This window comes from Fictibacillus phosphorivorans, from assembly GCF_001619875.1.
In the GTDB taxonomy this organism is placed as follows: domain Bacteria; phylum Bacillota; class Bacilli; order Bacillales; family Fictibacillaceae; genus Fictibacillus; species Fictibacillus phosphorivorans_B.
In genome coordinates, this window is the sequence record NZ_LRFC01000034.1 from 214,141 (window position 1) to 230,955 (window position 16,815).

Annotated in this window: 19 protein-coding genes; 14 read left to right on the top strand and 5 right to left on the bottom strand. The window is 39.9% G+C overall.

Annotated elements, in window-relative coordinates:
- The first annotated feature begins 124 nt into the window (after window positions 1-124).
- The 7 genes from AWM68_RS14725 (at window position 125) to AWM68_RS14755 (ending at window position 6,721) form a co-directional block, all read left to right on the top strand.
- Entirely contained in the window at window positions 125-1,321 is a 1,197-nt protein-coding gene (locus tag AWM68_RS14725) for a branched-chain amino acid ABC transporter substrate-binding protein (RefSeq protein WP_066243302.1), read from the top strand.
- A gap of 93 nt (window positions 1,322-1,414) precedes the next feature.
- Complete coding sequence (locus AWM68_RS14730) at window positions 1,415-2,401, top strand: branched-chain amino acid ABC transporter permease (protein WP_066243304.1); 987 nt, start codon at window positions 1,415-1,417, stop codon at window positions 2,399-2,401.
- A 10-nt stretch (window positions 2,402-2,411) separates the two neighbouring features.
- Window positions 2,412-3,701, top strand: coding sequence for a branched-chain amino acid ABC transporter permease (locus AWM68_RS14735; RefSeq protein ID WP_066243306.1), 1,290 nt, complete (start codon window positions 2,412-2,414; stop codon window positions 3,699-3,701).
- A 14-nt stretch (window positions 3,702-3,715) separates the two neighbouring features.
- Window positions 3,716-4,492, top strand: coding sequence for an ABC transporter ATP-binding protein (locus AWM68_RS14740; RefSeq protein WP_066243308.1), 777 nt, complete (start codon window positions 3,716-3,718; stop codon window positions 4,490-4,492).
- Window positions 4,493-4,503: 11 nt separating this feature from the next.
- Window positions 4,504-5,211, top strand: coding sequence for an ABC transporter ATP-binding protein (locus tag AWM68_RS14745; protein ID WP_066243311.1), 708 nt, complete (start codon window positions 4,504-4,506; stop codon window positions 5,209-5,211).
- A gap of 598 nt (window positions 5,212-5,809) precedes the next feature.
- Entirely contained in the window at window positions 5,810-6,280 is a 471-nt protein-coding gene (locus AWM68_RS14750; RefSeq protein ID WP_066243314.1) for a low molecular weight protein-tyrosine-phosphatase, read from the top strand.
- A gap of 15 nt (window positions 6,281-6,295) precedes the next feature.
- A complete protein-coding gene (locus AWM68_RS14755) occupies window positions 6,296-6,721 on the top strand; it encodes a GNAT family N-acetyltransferase (RefSeq protein WP_066243317.1) in 426 nt (141 codons plus the stop codon).
- 91 nt (window positions 6,722-6,812) lie between these two features.
- Here AWM68_RS14755 and AWM68_RS14760 read toward each other — a convergent pair whose 3' ends face one another.
- On the bottom strand, window positions 6,813-7,067 hold the full coding sequence (locus tag AWM68_RS14760) for a GlsB/YeaQ/YmgE family stress response membrane protein (protein ID WP_066243319.1): 255 nt from the start codon (window positions 7,065-7,067) through the stop codon (window positions 6,813-6,815).
- Window positions 7,068-7,225: 158 nt separating this feature from the next.
- Between AWM68_RS14760 and AWM68_RS14765 the strand changes: the two genes are divergently transcribed.
- From AWM68_RS14765 to AWM68_RS14780, 3 genes are all read left to right on the top strand, one after another.
- The gene (locus tag AWM68_RS14765; RefSeq protein ID WP_082820727.1) at window positions 7,226-8,101 is read left to right on the top strand and encodes a YihY/virulence factor BrkB family protein; all 876 of its coding nucleotides are present in this window, start codon (window positions 7,226-7,228) and stop codon (window positions 8,099-8,101) included.
- Window positions 8,102-8,494: 393 nt separating this feature from the next.
- Window positions 8,495-9,091 (top strand): DedA family protein, encoded by a 597-nt coding sequence (locus AWM68_RS14775; RefSeq protein ID WP_066243326.1) that lies wholly within the window; start codon window positions 8,495-8,497, stop codon window positions 9,089-9,091.
- A gap of 120 nt (window positions 9,092-9,211) precedes the next feature.
- Window positions 9,212-9,661, top strand: coding sequence for a VanZ family protein (locus AWM68_RS14780; protein ID WP_066243329.1), 450 nt, complete (start codon window positions 9,212-9,214; stop codon window positions 9,659-9,661).
- A gap of 40 nt (window positions 9,662-9,701) precedes the next feature.
- On the opposite strand, the gene AWM68_RS14785 is transcribed toward AWM68_RS14780, so the two are convergent.
- Together AWM68_RS14785 and AWM68_RS14790 are read right to left on the bottom strand one after the other, a co-directional pair.
- The gene (locus AWM68_RS14785) at window positions 9,702-10,151 is read right to left on the bottom strand and encodes a redoxin domain-containing protein (protein ID WP_066243401.1); all 450 of its coding nucleotides are present in this window, start codon (window positions 10,149-10,151) and stop codon (window positions 9,702-9,704) included.
- A gap of 112 nt (window positions 10,152-10,263) precedes the next feature.
- On the bottom strand, window positions 10,264-11,442 hold the full coding sequence (locus AWM68_RS14790; RefSeq protein WP_066243332.1) for an MFS transporter: 1,179 nt from the start codon (window positions 11,440-11,442) through the stop codon (window positions 10,264-10,266).
- 92 nt (window positions 11,443-11,534) lie between these two features.
- Here AWM68_RS14790 and AWM68_RS14795 point away from each other — a divergent pair, with 92 nt between their 5' ends.
- Window positions 11,535-11,918, top strand: a complete 384-nt coding sequence (locus AWM68_RS14795; protein WP_066243335.1) for an OsmC family protein — start codon at window positions 11,535-11,537, stop codon at window positions 11,916-11,918.
- Between the two features lie 127 nt (window positions 11,919-12,045).
- A complete protein-coding gene (locus tag AWM68_RS14800; protein ID WP_082820729.1) occupies window positions 12,046-12,894 on the top strand; it encodes a YfkD famly protein in 849 nt (282 codons plus the stop codon).
- A gap of 239 nt (window positions 12,895-13,133) precedes the next feature.
- On the opposite strand, the gene AWM68_RS14805 is transcribed toward AWM68_RS14800, so the two are convergent.
- Together AWM68_RS14805 and yfkAB are read right to left on the bottom strand one after the other, a co-directional pair.
- Entirely contained in the window at window positions 13,134-13,451 is a 318-nt protein-coding gene (locus AWM68_RS14805) for a winged helix-turn-helix transcriptional regulator (RefSeq protein ID WP_066243338.1), read from the bottom strand.
- Window positions 13,452-13,554: 103 nt separating this feature from the next.
- Complete coding sequence (yfkAB, locus tag AWM68_RS14810; protein WP_066243340.1) at window positions 13,555-14,673, bottom strand: radical SAM/CxCxxxxC motif protein YfkAB; 1,119 nt, start codon at window positions 14,671-14,673, stop codon at window positions 13,555-13,557.
- 156 nt (window positions 14,674-14,829) lie between these two features.
- Between yfkAB and AWM68_RS14815 the strand changes: the two genes are divergently transcribed.
- Both AWM68_RS14815 and AWM68_RS14820 read left to right on the top strand, forming a co-directional pair.
- Window positions 14,830-15,021 (top strand): SE1561 family protein, encoded by a 192-nt coding sequence (locus AWM68_RS14815; RefSeq protein ID WP_066243343.1) that lies wholly within the window; start codon window positions 14,830-14,832, stop codon window positions 15,019-15,021.
- A 104-nt stretch (window positions 15,022-15,125) separates the two neighbouring features.
- A complete protein-coding gene (locus AWM68_RS14820) occupies window positions 15,126-16,673 on the top strand; it encodes a fumarate hydratase (RefSeq protein WP_066243345.1) in 1,548 nt (515 codons plus the stop codon).
- Window positions 16,674-16,815 lie beyond the last annotated feature (142 nt).

Sequence of the window (16,815 nt, forward strand, 5' to 3'; positions counted from 1 at the left end):
AACTTTTAAATTTAATATAAATCATCTATTTTTTCTAAAATTTAGTTGTCTATTTTCAGATATTCATGTACTATTTTTTTAAATAGTAGCAATTATCAAAATATTCATACAAGGGGGATTTTAGGTGGGGATTAAGAGAGGGTTAAAAGTATTAGCAGCTTCTGCATTATCACTAGGTCTTTTGGCAGGCTGTAATGCTTCTGGGGGATCAGAAGGCAGCAGTGGAGGAGGAAGCGGAAAAGTTATTAAGATCGCAACGCAAACTCCTTTATCAGGTGGAAGTGCAACACTAGGTGAATCCATCAAGTTAGGTGCGCAACTTGCATTGGAAGAGAACAAGAAGAAGTTTGAAGACTTAGGGTACAAGCTTCAGCTTCAGCCTTATGATGATCAAGCAGACCCTAAAAAAGGTGTAGCCAACGCACAGCTTATTGGATCAGATAAATCCATTCTTGGAGTTGTAGGCCACTTGAATTCTGGCGTATCTATCCCGTCATCTGAAGTTTATGAAAAGTATAAAGTGCCGATGGTTTCTCCAGCAAATACTGCAACGGAAGTAACAGATCGCGGACTTAAAACAGTAAACCGTATCGTAGCACGTGATGATTTTCAAGGTCCTGCAGGTGCAGACTTTGCGATTAATAAATTAGGAGCTAAGAAAATCTTCGTTGTCCAGGACAAAACAGCTTATGGAACAGGTCTTGCAGATGCGTTCAAAAAAGCAGCTGAAGATGCTGGAGCTGAAATTCTTGGTTACGAAGGAATTACCGTTGGTGAGAAAGACTTTAACGGAGTCCTTACACAGGTATTGTCAAAGAAACCTGATCTAGTATTCTTTGGCGGACTGTATACGGAGGGCGGTCAGTTGATCCGACAAGCTCGTGACAAAGGAATCGATATTCCATTCATGGGCGGAGACGGAATGGATTCTTCTACGCTTGTTGAAATCGCTGGTGACGCTGTTAAAAACGTATACTACACATCTGTTGCAGCTGACGCTAGCAAATCTTCAGATGGCCAGGCATTCTCTTCAAAATACAAAGAAAAGTTCAACAAGAACGTAGAATCCTACTCTGCTTACGGCTATGATTCTATGAGCGTTCTATTAAAAGGTTTAGAGGCAGCGATTGAAGGAAGTGATGGAGATCTTCCATCCCGTGAGAAGGTTGCAGAAGAAGTTCGTAAAATTCAAGACTTCCAAGGTGTTGTTACGAAGGTTGGCTTTGATGATATCGGTGACAACAAATTTGCAAAAGTTTATATCTACAAGTTCAGTGAAGCTAAATATCCAGGAGTTCAAGAAGGCGAAATCAGTAAGTAAACCTATGTTTACAGGAGAGGGAATGACCCTAATGGCCATATCCCTCTTCTTTTTTACACACATACTCCCTAGTTTTGAAAGAGAGGAATATTTATGTTAGCTGAAATTTTACAAAGTCTGCCTCAAGTTCTTGTCGATGGAATTGCTCTAGGAGCCATTTACGCGGTAATTGCTCTTGGGTACACGATGGTTTATGGAATATTGGAACTTATCAATTTTGCGCATGGTGAGATTTTTATGACAGGTGCTTTTATAGGGGTAGCGATGCTTATTCTGATGACTGGAATGGGCTGGTTGGCCGCTATGCCTGCCGTACTCGCATTGATCCTCGTGCTTGTTGTTACATCGATACTAACAGGTTTTATGGGTGTTGGCATTGAGCGGATGGCGTACAGACCTCTCAGAAATTCTCCTAAACTTATTACGCTGATCTCAGCAATTGGAGTATCGTTCCTGCTGCAGGATCTCGTTCGTTTCATTACAGAATACAAAAGAGGCAACTATATTTTAACTGGGCCATCCATGTTCAATGAGAAATTTTCCATTAAATTTTCGAGTATCTCCTCTTCCTTCAGTGATGCGTTTTTTAAAACATCAACACTGATTCTGATCGTTGCTGTTGTCATCATGATGGTTGGATTAGATTTTTTCGTTAATAAAACGAAGTGGGGCATGGCGATGCGTGCAGTGGCTCAAGATCGTGAAACAGCTTCTCTTATGTCGATTAATGTGAACAAAGTCATTTCTCTTACCTTTTTTATCGGTTCAGCATTAGGTGGAGCGACAGGCGTTCTGTTTGCTGTTCAGTATGGAACCATCGACCCGTATATCGGCTTTATTTTAGGATTAAAAGCATTTACAGCCGCTGTACTTGGAGGAATTGGAAATATTCGTGGTGCTATGGCCGGCGGGCTCATGTTAGGTATTTTAGAAATGTTCGCAGCAGCAAATCTGCAGCTGTTAACAGGAGGCATCTTTGGGGCTGAATATAAAGATGTATTTGCATTTGCAATCTTAATTATTGTCTTGATTTTCAAACCAGAAGGACTGTTTGGCAAAGCAGTTACTGAGAAAGTGTAGGTGAAGAGCCATGCAAAAGCTGACAAGTAAATTAAAAGGCAACAAGATGGCACAAATGATTCTGCTCGTCCTTTATGTATTGGTAACTTCGTTGAGCCTGTATCTTGCTCAAGCCTCAGTTACAGCTTTTCTTTTGCTTCTATTCTCATTATTGATTCTGTACTATACAGAATTGCCGGACCGCCTAAAGTGGCTGATTGCTGGAGTTGTTCTGATTGGGGTCATTCCCTTTGTTTCAAGTACAGGACCAGGTTATCAATCCTATATGGAAGTTGCCACAGTTGTTGGAATCTATGTGGCGATGGCATTAGGACTTAACATTGTAGTCGGTTTAGCAGGTTTGCTAGATCTCGGGTTCGTCGCTTTCTTTGCAATAGGGGCTTATACGTATGGTATTTTTGCAACAGGACAAGCTGCCAACTTTATGCCATTCGGAACGTTTCCTTTAACAGGCGAAAGCTTTTGGATCTTTATTCTGATAGGGTGTTTTGTCGCTGCACTTTTCGGGGTCTTATTAGGAATTCCTGTACTTCGTGTAAAAGGAGACTATCTGGCTATCGTTACGCTTGGTTTTGGAGAGATTATCAGAATCGTATTCAACAACTTAGATAAGCCTGTAAATATTACAAACGGTGCAATGGGCTTAGCGTCTGTTAAACCGCCAGAAATATTCGGGTATCAATTTGTGTATCCAAACCAATTCTACTTTATTGTTCTTGCCATCTTGTTCCTTGTTATTTTGGCTGTTAGAAGATTTGAGTTTTCTAAAATCGGCCGTTCTTGGAAAGCGGTAAGAGAAAACGAAATTGCTGCACAATCAGTGGGCATACATCTTGTGCGGACGAAGCTATTAGCATTTGCAATAGGGGCTTCTTTTTCAGGAATGATGGGGGTTGTGTTTGCAGCGAAACAGACCTTTGTTGACCCGACAAGCTTCACATTACTAGAGTCAATCACCATCCTTGTAATGGTTATTTTAGGAGGAATGGGCAGTGTACCAGGTGTCATTCTAGGTGCTGCTGTCATTACGATTCTCAACTTGCAAGTACTTACTGAAGTGACAAACTATTTAAATCAATTGAGTCTAGATGGTGTAATCAGTTTCCCAGAGGCACTCGCTCCAGCCAAAATGCAGCGATTTATCTTTGGTGCAATCCTCATTATCTTTGCCATCTATCGCCCTCAAGGATTAATTCCTGCTAAAAACCCTGTCTTTGATGAGGAATCACTTAAAGAGGGATCGGAAAAGCATCGAAAAGAAAAGATTACGGTGGAACCTGACAAAGGGTTTCAGGCATAGGGGGCGATATACACATGTCAATCTTAACGGTTAGCAATCTTACAAAACAATTTGGCGGTCTTGTCGCCGTGAATTCAGTGGATATGGCAGTTGAAAAAGGTTCAATTACAGCAGTAATCGGTCCTAACGGGGCGGGTAAAACTACCTTTTTCAACTTAATAACTGGGGTGTATCAGCCTGATAAAGGAAATGTTCAACTTGGCTCAACGTCCTTAGTCGGATTAAAGCCGCATGAGATTTCGAGACACGGAATAGCGCGTACCTTCCAAAACATTCGTCTATTTTCAAATATTACAGTTTTAGAAAATGTGATGGTAGGTTTGCATAAACAATTTAGAGCAGGAATTGTCGGGACCTTATTTCAAACAAAAAAAGTACGAGAGGAAGAGCGCTTGGCACAGGAAGAGGCTTACCATTGGCTTGAATATGTCGGCTTGGCTCAGCATTTGAATGAAGATGCACAAAATTTATCATATGGGGCACAGCGCAGGCTGGAAATTGCCAGAGCGCTTGCTACAAAACCAAAGCTGCTTCTACTAGATGAACCAGCGGCTGGAATGAACCCTAGGGAAACACGCGAACTAACAGAGTTTATTCACCGTATGAGAGAAGATCTAGATCTAACGATCGTTTTAATCGAGCATGATATGAAACTTGTAATGGAAATTTCTGAACAGATTTTTGTATTAGATCACGGTGAAAAGATCGCTGAAGGAAAGCCTGCTGAAATCCGCAATAATGTAAAAGTGATTGAAGCTTATCTTGGAAAAAGTGCCGTAACACCAGCGTAAGGAGGAAAACGATGAGTATTCTGCAATTAAAAGATGTAAACACATTTTACGGTGGTATTCATGCGCTAAAAGGAATTAGCATCTCTGTTGAAAAAGGGGAAATCGTTACATTAATCGGGTCTAACGGTGCAGGGAAATCCACAACACTAAAAACCATCAGCGGTCAGGTTCTTCCGAAAACAGGTTCAGTTTTCTATGAAGGTAAAGATATCTCTAAACAGCCTGCTCATCTTACAGCTCAAACAGGAATTGCCCACGTTCCTGAAGGCAGAAGAATTTTTCCGAAGTTAACGGTAAAAGAAAATCTTGAGATGGGTGCGTTTGTTGTAAAAGATAAGAAAGTCATTAAAGAAAGAATGGAGCAGGTCTTTAACTACTTTCCAAGATTAAAAGAGCGTTTATCTCAAAAGGGAGGAACAATGAGCGGTGGTGAGCAGCAGATGCTTGCTATGGGTCGAGCGCTCATGTCCAAGCCTCGTCTTTTGCTGCTGGATGAACCTTCAATGGGTTTAGCTCCTGTAATTGTGGAGCAAATCTTTGATATTATCAGTGACTTAAATAAAGAGGGCATGACGATTCTTCTAGTGGAACAAAATGCATTTCAAGCACTGCAGATTGCTCATCGTGGTTATGTCCTTCAAACGGGTGAAATCGTGATGGCAGGTCATGGTCAAGAACTCATTACAAACGAGTCTGTTCGAGAGGCATATCTGGCTTAAACAGAATTTTTCGTGAGCTCGGTCGTCTGGGTAGCAGTTGATTTCCGTTCCAGATGCTCGCTTTCCGCGGGGCAGGCGGTGAGTCTCCTGTCGCTTTGCGCCATTCCAACAACTTTCAAAACAATTATTTTTTATTCAACAGCATAATAACTGATTAAATAAAACCGGGTTTAACCAGCCTGGTTTTATTTTTGTATGATTTTATTAGGGATTATTGCTTTTGGTTTTTTTAATTCTCATCATTTGCATGTTGATTGGAGTGCAAGGTGGGACAGGCGGGCAGCCCGAAAAGTTGAAGTGGCTCGTTTAGCCCCGACAAGCAAAAGGTTAATGGATTTGAAGGCGCACTTTGCCTGCTGAGCCATTTAACTTTTGACCTCGAGGGGCTAGCCACTGCAACTAGACAGGTGAGAAACTTAAAAGTGAAACGTACAAAGTGGCTCACCGCCTGCCCCGCGGAAAGCGAACCGCCTGGAGCGGAAATCAACTACTTTCAAAAGCCAACAATGTATACGAAAAAGGATTATGTGTATATTGTCCCTTTATTATTGGATGAAATTGTTATACCTTTAAGGGTAAGAGGAAAGGGGTATGATTGATGATTAAAGTACTCTTTGTATGCTTGGGCAACATATGCCGATCCCCAATGGCAGAAGCTATTTTTCGGGATATTGTAAAAAGAGAAGGACTATCGGAATTTATTTCAATTGATTCTGCTGGAACAGGAAACTGGCATGTTGGTGAACCACCTCATAAAGGAACAAGGAACATTTTAAAAGAAAATCAGATCTCATATGAAGGTCAAACAGCTCGTCAGGTTAAGACAAATGATCTTACTCAATTTGATTATATTATTGGTATGGACGCTGAAAACATCGGCAATATGCATAAGATGGCTGCGCAATCAAAGACAGGGATGATCGCAAGACTTTTGGACTTTGTACCCGAAAATGAGTATGAAGATATTCCAGATCCGTATTTTACGGGTAACTTTCAAGAGGTTTATGATCTTGTAACAGCAGGTTGTGAAAGGTTATTCATTGAAATAAAAAATAGAGAGTCATTATAAAAAAGGGGAAATGAAATGGGAGAGATCAGGCAGTTATCTGCAGAACACGAAGTGCGTGAAGCGTTTTCTGTAATGAATCAGCTTCGGACACATCTTTCAGAGGACTTATTTTATGAATTGTTTCTTCAAATGGAGAAAGAAGGCTATACGTTATTTGCAAATTTTAATGAAGGTAAGGTTGTCGCATTAGCCGGGTTTGCCATTCTTACAAATCTCTATGATGGGAAACATGTTTATTTGTATGATCTCATTACAGACTCAAAAGAACGATCTAAAGGGTATGGTGAAGAACTGCTTGCCTTTTTAGAATCCTTTGCGCTCCAGAATAATTGCAATTGTGTTGCGTTAAGTTCTAATGTTAACCGAGTGGATGCTCATCGTTTCTATGAAGAAAAAATGCATTATGAAAAGCCGAGTTATGTGTTTAAAAAAAGATTTTAGAATAATAAAAAAGCTGGTCCAAGATGATCGTAGATCAACTTGAACCAGCTTTCTTTACGAATGGATTATGTGTTATAGATACTTATACTTATTATGCACGGCTACGCATGCTGCGCATGATAAAGCTTACGATAAGTACGACTACGATTGCACCGATAATAGCTGGAATGATTGCAAATCCTGCTACCGTTGGTCCCCAGTCACCTAACAATAATCCACCTAACCATGCACCAACAAAACCTGCGATGATATTCCCGATGATTCCGCCTGGTACGTCACGTCCTGTTAAAAGACCTGCTAACCAACCGATGATTCCTCCAATTATAAGTGCCCATAATAAACTCATGTAAAATTCCTCCTTTTTTTTTGTGTGTTGTAATATGGAATTATTCTTAAGTTACCCATTATAAAAAATTATAAACTTATCCTAAAAAAAGTTTTTATCCCCCCTATGAAAGGGAATGATAAAGGAACTAAACAATAACGTTAGGGGTGAGAGGAACATTGACTTTATGGCACATTCTTAAAAATATGAAAGCTAAATCATTTGGAATCGAGTTCATGCATGGTTTTCAAAGAGGAGACGTAACTGGGCTTGCCGCTCAGCTTGCCTATTATTTTTTGCTCTCCCTTTTTCCTTTTCTAATCTTCCTATTAACGTTAGGTGCTTTCTTTATAGAACCAGATGAAGCACTAAATCTTCTTGAACATTTTGTACCGGCAGAAGCCATGGACTCTGTACGAGAAAACTTACTTGCCGTACTAGAAGGAAGAAGCGGAGGACTTTTATCGATAGGAATCTTGGCTACTATCTGGTCTGCATCTAATGCGATCAATGCTGTGATCAAGACACTTAATGAAGCATATGGGGTAGAAGAATGCCGAAGTTTTATTAAAACAAGACTGTTAGCCATTTTTTTAACGTTTGGAGTAATCTTTGCTTTTATCGTTGCATTGGTTTTTCCGGTTTTCGGTAAGATGCTTGGAAATGCTGCTTTTTCTTACTTAGGATTAAGCGAGGAGTTTTTACAGATATGGGGAGTATTGAGATGGTTGATTAGCTTTTTCCTTATTTCTACCGTTGTTTCTGTTCTTTATTATCTTGCTCCATGCAAAAAACTAAAATACAGCGAGATTTGGTACGGTTCACTTGTTGCTACGTTTTTATGGCAAATTGTATCATTAGGTTTTGCTTTTTATGTTGATCATTTTGGTAATTATACAGCTACTTATGGAAGTATCGGTGCCATTATTGTTTTAATGCTGTGGTTTTATTTGACAGGTATCGTCTTACTATCAGGTGGTGTGCTTAATGCAACCTTTCATAAATATAAGATTGATTTTGCCAAGAAAAGGGGCTTGTTAAAGGCGGAATCCTAGGACATGCTAATAATACCTTATCGTGAGGAGGTATTATTGATATGGGAAAAAGCAACAAACAGACCCACAACAATAAGAACAACAAAAATGACAGTCAGCACAAAACGAGCAAATCTTCGAACAAGAAAAATGACTTTCATTAATCTAAGCGAGTGGTTAGAAAGCTGTCCTATACAGGGCGGCTTTTTTTATGCAGATGTGCCTAACAGGCCACTTCGGAATGATGGACCAACACGTTTGTGAACCCATGTATTTTTCCCATGAAACCACAGATCTACATACAACAAAAAGCACATGTTTTTGACGGTTTTACGAAAAGTTTAATGGGGATTCATACATGTGTTATAATGTTTCTCGTTATGCTTGAACGAATAGAAAGGGAGGGCGATAAGGATGGAAGAACTTATTCTCTCATTTATTGAGTTTTTAAAACAATATTCTTATTTAGGATTAATTATTGCACTTACATTTGAATTTGTCCCAGCAGAGCTTGTTTTGCCGCTCGCAGGGTTTTGGGTATATGAAGGTGATATGAACTATTGGCTTGCTGTCATAGCTGGAACAGTTGGAGGCACATTGGGACCTCTGACCCTCTATGCATTAGGACGATATGGCGGCAGACCGTTTTTGATCAAATACGGTAAATATGTGTTTATAAAAGAAAAAGAAATCGATGCGGCAGACCGCTTTTTTAATAAGTATGGTGCAGGGGTAGCTTTTTTTGGTCGCTTTTTACCAGGTGTCAGAACAACGATTTCCGTTCCATGTGGCATGGCTAAAATGAATGTATGGGTCTTTTCAATCTATACGTTTATCGCCATGTTCCCAATCACAGCATTCTACATCTATCTTGGGAAACAGTTCGGACCTCAGTGGAAAGATGTTGGAGCAAAGGCGGAGGAATATATGCTGCCGGTCGCTGGGATTATTGTTGTAGCAATCGTTTTATTCTTTGTAGTCAAGAAGACACGTAAAAAAACAACAGCTTAAAATATAGATATTTACAGGAGAAATTTTGTGTCTTTTACCTGTATCTCCTTAAGAGCTTGGCGTGTTACACTAAAAAGGCACTTATGGGAATTTCTTTGAAAAAGGCAGGAGAAAGGCAGTATGAAAAAAAAAGTCAGAGTGATGTTCAGTATTTTTGGGGCGCTTCTTTTTATCGTTTATTTTGCCGTTCTTATTAAAGCCACGCTTTTCTCCTTTAACGAATATGTGTATGGAAAATCAGCTAACCTTGTCTTGTTCGATAGCATAAGGCTGATGTGGAGAAGTCATGATTATTGGCTAATTTTTAAGAACATTATCGGTAATGTAATCCTGTTTTTGCCTTTTGGTCTATTGCTCCCTTTGATATTCCGAGTATTTAATTCTTGGCGGTTCATGTTTGTACTTGGTTTTGGTACTAGCTTTTTGATTGAAATATTGCAATATGAATATGCAAAACGCATCTTTGATATCGATGACATTCTACTGAATGGAATAGGTGCAATGACAGGGCTATTTGTTTATAAATTTTTGGCGTTAATGTTTCGATTGATCGAACGAGCATTCAGATAAATAATTAAAAACCGGGCAGCCGCCCGGTTTTTTTGTTCACTTATTTTGTTTCTTTTCCTAACACACGGTTAACACGCTTTGTAAGCATCTTCATTCCGTCTCCGCCAGCTTGATAATGACGAAGCTTTCCTTCTGCATCAAATACGTAATATGCAGGTACATACTCGTTTTCAAAGGCATCTGTTAACGCATGATCATTATCAACAAAGATCGGCTGTTTGATATCGTGTTCGGCTGCTACTTCTTTAATTTGGTTAAGATCCAAGTCTTTTTCAGAACGAGGCATGTGAACAGCGATGACATTCAGCTCATCTTTGTAGTCATCACGAAATTGATTGATGTTAGGCATCGCTTCCTTACATAACCCGCAGCTTACTGACCAAAAGTGAATAAGAGTGGGCTTATCCCCAATAAGATCGCTTTTCGATACTTCTCCATTGATCCACTCTGTTGCACCGCTAAGTTCCGGCATATCTGAACGTAATCTCATCATAACAATCTACTCCTTATTTTGCATACTCTAATTCTAGTTTAAAGAATGTTCAACTAAAGTCAAAATTCCTGCTTTTTATTATATGGAGTAATAAGAAAAAAAATATATTTTACGCAGATTTAGAGGACAGAGCGGTCTGTGGCTTGTTCTTCATGAAAAGAATCGGTAAACAAAGAATAAATAGCATACCGCAAATTGCAAAAACAAAAGCTCCGCCTTTAAACCAGCTGATGAAACTTCCACCGATCAATGGACCTGCCATACTTCCTATGCTGAAACTGATTCCAGCTAAAATATTTCCTGCTGGAAGATAATATTTAGGCAGCAAATCGCTCATGTAGGCAATGCCGAGTGAAAACATGGAGCCGACAAACATTCCTGATAAAAAGAATAAAGAGATAAGGATCCAAAAGCTATTCATACTCCAGTAGGTCGCTAAAAATGATAAAAAACCGGATACAAAAGAAAAGATTAGGATCGGCTTTCGTCCCCATTTGTCACTTAATATGCCTAAAGGCAGTTGAAAAACAAGGCTTCCAAGCACAAATGCCGGCAAGAGTACGGCCACCCAATCAAGGCTGATTCCGTTTCGAAGAGCAAAGACAGGGAAAGAGCCATGCAGTGTAGCTTCTAAAAAGCCATAAGCAAATGGCGGAAGCAAAGAAACCCAAGCAAGTTTGAACACATGTTTATAACGGTCAATCGCTGTTGCACCTGCAGTACGTGCTGATTCTGCCTCTGGTCTTTCATTACGAATGGTTGTCATTAAGACAAATGAAATCAAACAAAGGCCAGCTGCGAGCCAAAATGGAAGGTTCTCATTGATCTCTAGCATTTTTGTCATAAGTGGTCCGATTCCAAATCCAGCTCCAAATGCAATTCCGTACAGAGAAATGTTGCGCCCTCTCTTATTTTCAGGACTGTTTGATGTAATCCATGTTTGAGTAGAAAAATGGAGCATATGATCGCCAATACCGATCAGTAATCTTAACACAAACCAAAACCAAAATACTTTCCATACAGGAAACATAGCAAAACACAGAATGACGGCTAGAAGTCCTGCAAGGATGAGCGGTTTATAGCCAAATTTTCTAAGCGGCTTCTCAATAAAGGGAGAAGCAATCAGAATCCCGATATAAAGTGCGGTTGCGTGGAAGCCGTTTAGAGAAGCTGAAGTTCCCCCTTGTTCAAAAATAACTGCGATCAAAGGAAGTAACATGCCTTGTGCGAAACCAGAAATAAAAACGATGCTGACTAAGACTGAGAATCTGTACGTTGAAAGCTGCATTGAGCATCCCCTTTTCAAAACAAACTAAAACCATTGTACAATGGAATTTGTAAAAAGTTGAGTATTAACTTATATAGAGGAGATGCGTAAATTTGGAATTTAAGATGACCGATAAAGGTTTTGAGACTTCTGTAGAATATGGAACGCTTCAGATCAGCGGTGATGCGGAGTATGGATATAGACCGTTCAAATTACTCGTTTCTTCTGTAGCTGTTTGCAGCGGCGGAGTTTTACGGAAAGTTCTTGAACGTATGAGAATGCCGTATGATGACATCAGCGTACAAGCTAAAGTGACAAGAGTGGAAGACGAAGCAAACAGAGTTTCTGATATTCATCTTCACTTTGTGATAAAGGGAGTCGAGCTCTCTCAAGAAAAAGTTGAAAAAGCAATAAAAGTAACGAGAAAGAATTGTTCCATGGTTCAATCTGTTAAAGACAGCATAAACATCACAGAAAGCTTCGAAATTGTAGCATAAATAAAGGCAGCACCTCGGTTCTTACTGAATCGAGGTGTTTTATTTTCCAACAATACCCGAATAAATTGAGAGGTCCTGCATGGATAAATTTCAAGCGATAGAAAAAAATAGGGTAAAGGAGGATGTTATGAAAAGAAGAATTTTTATTATTATATTTGTAATGCTTTTTGTATTGACGAATACAGCGATTGCGGCAGAGAAAACAAAGCAGCAGCCAAAACAAAAGCCGGCAGAAAAAACAGAGAAAATAGAAAAAGCTGCTCCAAAAGCAGATATTAAAATGCCTAGCTCCGTTCTTAGTATATCTAAAGAAAACACATATCCGAACTCTGCACAGGATCTTCCGTACTTGGAGCCGAGCAAGTTAGCTAAAGCGATGCTTAAAACATCGGATGTACCGATCACAAATCCAGATTTGATCCGATTGCTAAATGAGTCGAGCATCAATGCTTCAAAAGTAGCTTTTTGGTACCGTGCAAAAATTTACTTAGGTCAATGGCCATTATCTTATCAGTCCACAGAGACTACGGTAAACTGGGAACATCAAAGAATAAACACGAACCGTTTAGATAATAGAGGTGCAAAATCTGTTGCTAAACTTTACTACAACCAAACTGCTCATAAGAAAGTTAGCGGAGGACTGACTGCTTCAATTCCGAATAGTGAAGCAGTTCAAAAGATGATGCTGATCTCAGCAGCAGAAAAGTCCAAACTTCCATTGTCATTCCAAACAGCTGTAGGAGCAGGTACAAAGAAGTCGAATGTGTACCACGTGTCACCTAAACAAGTGGGGTACTTACACAGTTACGTTCCAGCAGTAAATGAACGGGGACGGGTTACGTATGGTGAAGTATACATTGTGTTAAAAGGCGGCAAAAGAGAGATCGTCATTCAAAACGTAACGCAGCAGGGAATTGGTGCTTGGATCCCTGTTCAAGATCATGTATCGTTTAGCTTTCATACAAGTAATATGTAAAAAAGGACAACCTTTAATGGCTGTCCTTCTTTTTTGAATCTTGTTTCAATTGTATATTAGGAGATACACGGTTATCTTCCTGAATGCTTCATTGAATAGTTAATTGAAGTGTAAGATGCGAGACTCCTGGGGGATTAGCGGGACAGGTGAGACTCTTAACAGCGCAGAGCGCTAAGAGGGCTCACCGCACGCCTCCCGGAAAGCGAGCATCTGAAACGGAGATTAACTTCTCGATAACCTTAACAATGGTCAACCCATTGTTCACTCCAGTCTTGTATCGCATTGATGATTGTTTTTAAAGAATTTCCTTTATCGGTAAGTGAATACTCAATTCGCACAGGTGTCTCAGGATAAACGTTGCGTTTTACAATTCCCACAGACTCTAACTCCTTCATGCGCTCAGTAAGCATGCGATCACTCATCTCAGGGATTTGAGACTTAATATCTTTAAAGCGTTTAGGTCCATCCATCAAAACGCGAATGATGAGTCCTGTCCACTTTTTACCGATAATATCCATGGCTACTTCGTATTTCGGACACATAGTGCTATAATCCATTATCATTCACCTCTATTAGTACAAAGCTAAAACTTCAGTATATAATTTCCTATTATTATACGATTTAAACTTACTTTTGTAAAGTTTATAACTTTTTAACGCTTTAAAGCTTAGACGCGTTTAATGTGAAGTCGGTGTCCTTATAGTAAGAATGCTTAACAAGAACATTGGGTCCTAGGCATTGAACTGCAGGACAGTGGCAACTAAGCTCTTTTGCAAGAGCTGAATCATTCCATGTTTGATAAGCATCAATTAAGCTCTTATCTTTAATGTTTCCGAGTGCAGGAGCATCACCAAAATCCGTTACAATGATGTTACCGTCGAAAAGGTTGATGTTTAACCTCGAACGTCCGTCAGGATCATTTCGCACTGTAACATTCTCTTCTGTTTGAAGTCTTCTGATTAATCTCAAGTCCTCTTCATTGTTAGAACATGCGTAAAAGGGAAGAGTTCCAAAGAGCATCCACGTTTTTTTATCTCGAATATCAAGAAGATGATGAATACTCTCACGCATTTCTGTTAAAGTTATCGTCTCCAGTGTACTGGCAAAGTCACTGGGGTACATGGGGTGAATTTCATGTCTCTGACAGCCCATCTCAAGAACATGTTTGTGTATGTCTTCTAAGTAGGGAAGCGTCTTTTTGTTGAGCATCGTTTCAGCCGAGACCATAACACCTGCTTTTGTTAATGCTTGAGCGTTTTCAACAAGGCGTGAAAAATAAGCCTCTCTTTGTTGGACGGAAGGTTTTTTCTCCATCATTGCAAAGCCCGTTTCAGAAAACTCCTCCAACGTTCCCCAGTTATGGGAAATGTGAAGTACATCTAAGTATGGAATAATCTTTTCATAACGCGCTAAATCTAAGGTTAAATTGGAGTTAATCTGTGTGCGTGCACCTCGTTCTTTAGCGTACTTTAAGAGGGGTACAACATAGTTGTTAACTGATTTTAAAGAAAGCATCGGTTCGCCGCCTGTAATGCTGAAAGCTCTTAACTGGGGGATCTCATCAAGTCTTTTGATGACAAGGTCCAGCGGAAGAGGTTCAGGATCCTTTGTTTGCAAGGTGTAACCGACAGCACAATGAGCACAGCGCATGTTGCAAAGAGTTGTTGTCGTGATTTCAATATTGGATAGCTGCAATCTTTGGTGCTCACTCATATCTAAATAAGCTTCCCACGGATCATAATCTGGGGTTATCGCTTTAAATTTTGTATATAATTCCATTAAAATATTCTCCTTCATGACCAAAATGGACAATTTCTATCTTAACTGAACAAACGATAAAGAAAAAGGCTAACTTATGTTGTTAAATACTTAATCCAGTATTGGCAAAACCAGCTGGCCTTGTTAAAGTAGAATGGATGGAAAGGAGAGATCAACATGGGTAACTCTATTCAGGATAAATCCTCTCAAAAAGAATATATTAAAAATCGTATTGATTTATTAGTTGATGTTTTAGATTCTATAGATGCTGAAACAGCTGGGATTGAAGAGATCGACAGAATTATTGGAATGCTTGATGACTTAGAAGAAAAATGTAAACAATTTCGCCACGATTGGGAAGAAAAATAAGCTGAAATCCGTTTCTTTACTAAAGAGACGGATTTTTTTGTTATAATAAAGGCATTACATTTGTTTACGCTTACAATAGCAAGTCATAAAGGGGTAGTGAAGAGATGGAGAAATTTCAAGAAAGCATGTACAAGCTGATTGTTGAAACATCAACTAAATTGCCAAAAGATGTTCGACGCGCGATTCTTGCTGCTAAAATTAAAGAAAATGCAGGTACACGTGCTGCGATGTCTTTAGATACGATTACAGATAATATTTTAAAAGCGGATGAAAATGTATCGCCGATCTGTCAGGATACAGGACTCCCTACTTTTAAAATTAAAGTTCCAGTAGGAGCAAATCAGATTAAGATGAAAAAAGCGATTCGCCAAGCGATTGCAGATGCAACAAAAGATACAAAACTTCGCCCGAACTCTGTTGACTCCATTACAGGTGACAACAGCGGGGACAACCTCGGTGATGGTACGCCAGTTATTAAATTTGAGCAATGGGAAGAAGACTATATTGATGCTCGTCTTATCTTAAAAGGCGGCGGATGTGAGAATAAAAATATTCAATACAGTCTCCCTGCTGAATTAGAAGGATTAGGCCGTGCCGGACGCGACTTGGATGGCATTCGTAAATGTATCATGCATTCCGTTTATCAAGCACAAGGTCAAGGATGCAGTGCCGGATTTATCGGTGTAGGCATCGGTGGAGACCGAACTTCTGGATATGAGCTAGCAAAAGAAATGCTGTTCCGTTCTGTAGATGATGTGAATCCAAATGAAAACCTTCGCAAGCTTGAAGAGTACGTGATGGAGAATGCGAATAAACTTGGAATCGGTACGATGGGCTTTGGCGGCGAGACTACGCTGTTAGGCTGTAAAGTGGGCGTAATTAACCGTATTCCTGCAAGTTTCTTCGTTTCTGTTGCGTATAACTGCTGGGCTTATCGCCGCTTAGGGGTAAAACTAAACGCTGAAACAGGTGAAATCCAAGAGTGGCTTTATCAAGAAGGTGAAGAAGTGGATTTCAATAAGGCTGCGGAAGAAGCAGCAGCAGCTGTAGAACAGCAAGAAGAAAAAACAAGAAGCGTAACGCTCGAAGCACCAATTACAGAAGAGCAAATCCGCGAGTTAAAAGTGGGGGATGTCGTGACGATCAACGGCATGATGCATACTGGCCGTGATGCGATCCACAAGCATCTTATGGATAATCCGGCACCCATTGATCTTAATGGACAGATTATTTACCATTGTGGCCCTGTTATGGCCAAAGACGCTGATGGCAATTGGGTTGTGAAGGCTGCAGGACCAACAACAAGTATTCGTGAGGAACCTTATCAAGGCGATATTATGAAAAAGTTTGGTATCCGCGCAGTAATCGGTAAGGGCGGAATGGGTCCCAAAACTTTGGCAGCACTTAAGGAACATGGCGGTGTTTATCTAAACGCAATCGGTGGTGCAGCTCAATATTATGCAGAGTGTATGGAAAAAGTAGAAGGTGTCGATCTGATGGAATTTGGTGTTCCAGAAGCAATGTGGCACATTCGCGTAAATGGATTCACAGCAGTTGTTACGATGGATTCACACGGAAACAGTCTTCATGAGCATGTTGAAAAGTCATCTTTACAAAAGCTGGAGCAGTTTAAGGATCCGGTATTTAAATAAAAATTTGATTTTAAGCCACAGTTTGCATGTTGAACTGTGGTTTTTTTGTTTTTTAAGGTGGTTTATAGATTTTGCATGCTTGTCCAGCGGCTGATAAGCACGCTGGACGAGCGCCATACGAAAAATACGAGCGCCATACGAA

Bases quoted from the DNA above. Each gene is read 5' to 3' on its own strand.
- AWM68_RS14730 (WP_066243304.1), top strand. From the start codon at position 1,415: ATGTTAGCTGAAATTTTACAAAGTCTGCCTCAAGTTCTTGTCGATGGA.
- AWM68_RS14735 (WP_066243306.1), top strand. From the start codon at position 2,412: ATGCAAAAGCTGACAAGTAAATTAAAAGGCAACAAGATGGCACAAATG.
- AWM68_RS14740 (WP_066243308.1), top strand. From the start codon at position 3,716: ATGTCAATCTTAACGGTTAGCAATCTTACAAAACAATTTGGCGGTCTT.
- AWM68_RS14745 (WP_066243311.1), top strand. From the start codon at position 4,504: ATGAGTATTCTGCAATTAAAAGATGTAAACACATTTTACGGTGGTATT.
- AWM68_RS14750 (WP_066243314.1), top strand. From the start codon at position 5,810: ATGATTAAAGTACTCTTTGTATGCTTGGGCAACATATGCCGATCCCCA.
- AWM68_RS14755 (WP_066243317.1), top strand. From the start codon at position 6,296: ATGGGAGAGATCAGGCAGTTATCTGCAGAACACGAAGTGCGTGAAGCG.
- AWM68_RS14760 (WP_066243319.1), bottom strand. From the start codon at position 7,067: ATGAGTTTATTATGGGCACTTATAATTGGAGGAATCATCGGTTGGTTA.
- AWM68_RS14775 (WP_066243326.1), top strand. From the start codon at position 8,495: ATGGAAGAACTTATTCTCTCATTTATTGAGTTTTTAAAACAATATTCT.
- AWM68_RS14780 (WP_066243329.1), top strand. From the start codon at position 9,212: ATGAAAAAAAAAGTCAGAGTGATGTTCAGTATTTTTGGGGCGCTTCTT.
- AWM68_RS14785 (WP_066243401.1), bottom strand. From the start codon at position 10,151: ATGAGATTACGTTCAGATATGCCGGAACTTAGCGGTGCAACAGAGTGG.
- AWM68_RS14790 (WP_066243332.1), bottom strand. From the start codon at position 11,442: ATGCAGCTTTCAACGTACAGATTCTCAGTCTTAGTCAGCATCGTTTTT.
- AWM68_RS14800 (WP_082820729.1), top strand. From the start codon at position 12,046: ATGAAAAGAAGAATTTTTATTATTATATTTGTAATGCTTTTTGTATTG.
- AWM68_RS14805 (WP_066243338.1), bottom strand. From the start codon at position 13,451: ATGGATTATAGCACTATGTGTCCGAAATACGAAGTAGCCATGGATATT.
- yfkAB (WP_066243340.1), bottom strand. From the start codon at position 14,673: ATGGAATTATATACAAAATTTAAAGCGATAACCCCAGATTATGATCCG.
- AWM68_RS14815 (WP_066243343.1), top strand. From the start codon at position 14,830: ATGGGTAACTCTATTCAGGATAAATCCTCTCAAAAAGAATATATTAAA.
- AWM68_RS14820 (WP_066243345.1), top strand. From the start codon at position 15,126: ATGGAGAAATTTCAAGAAAGCATGTACAAGCTGATTGTTGAAACATCA.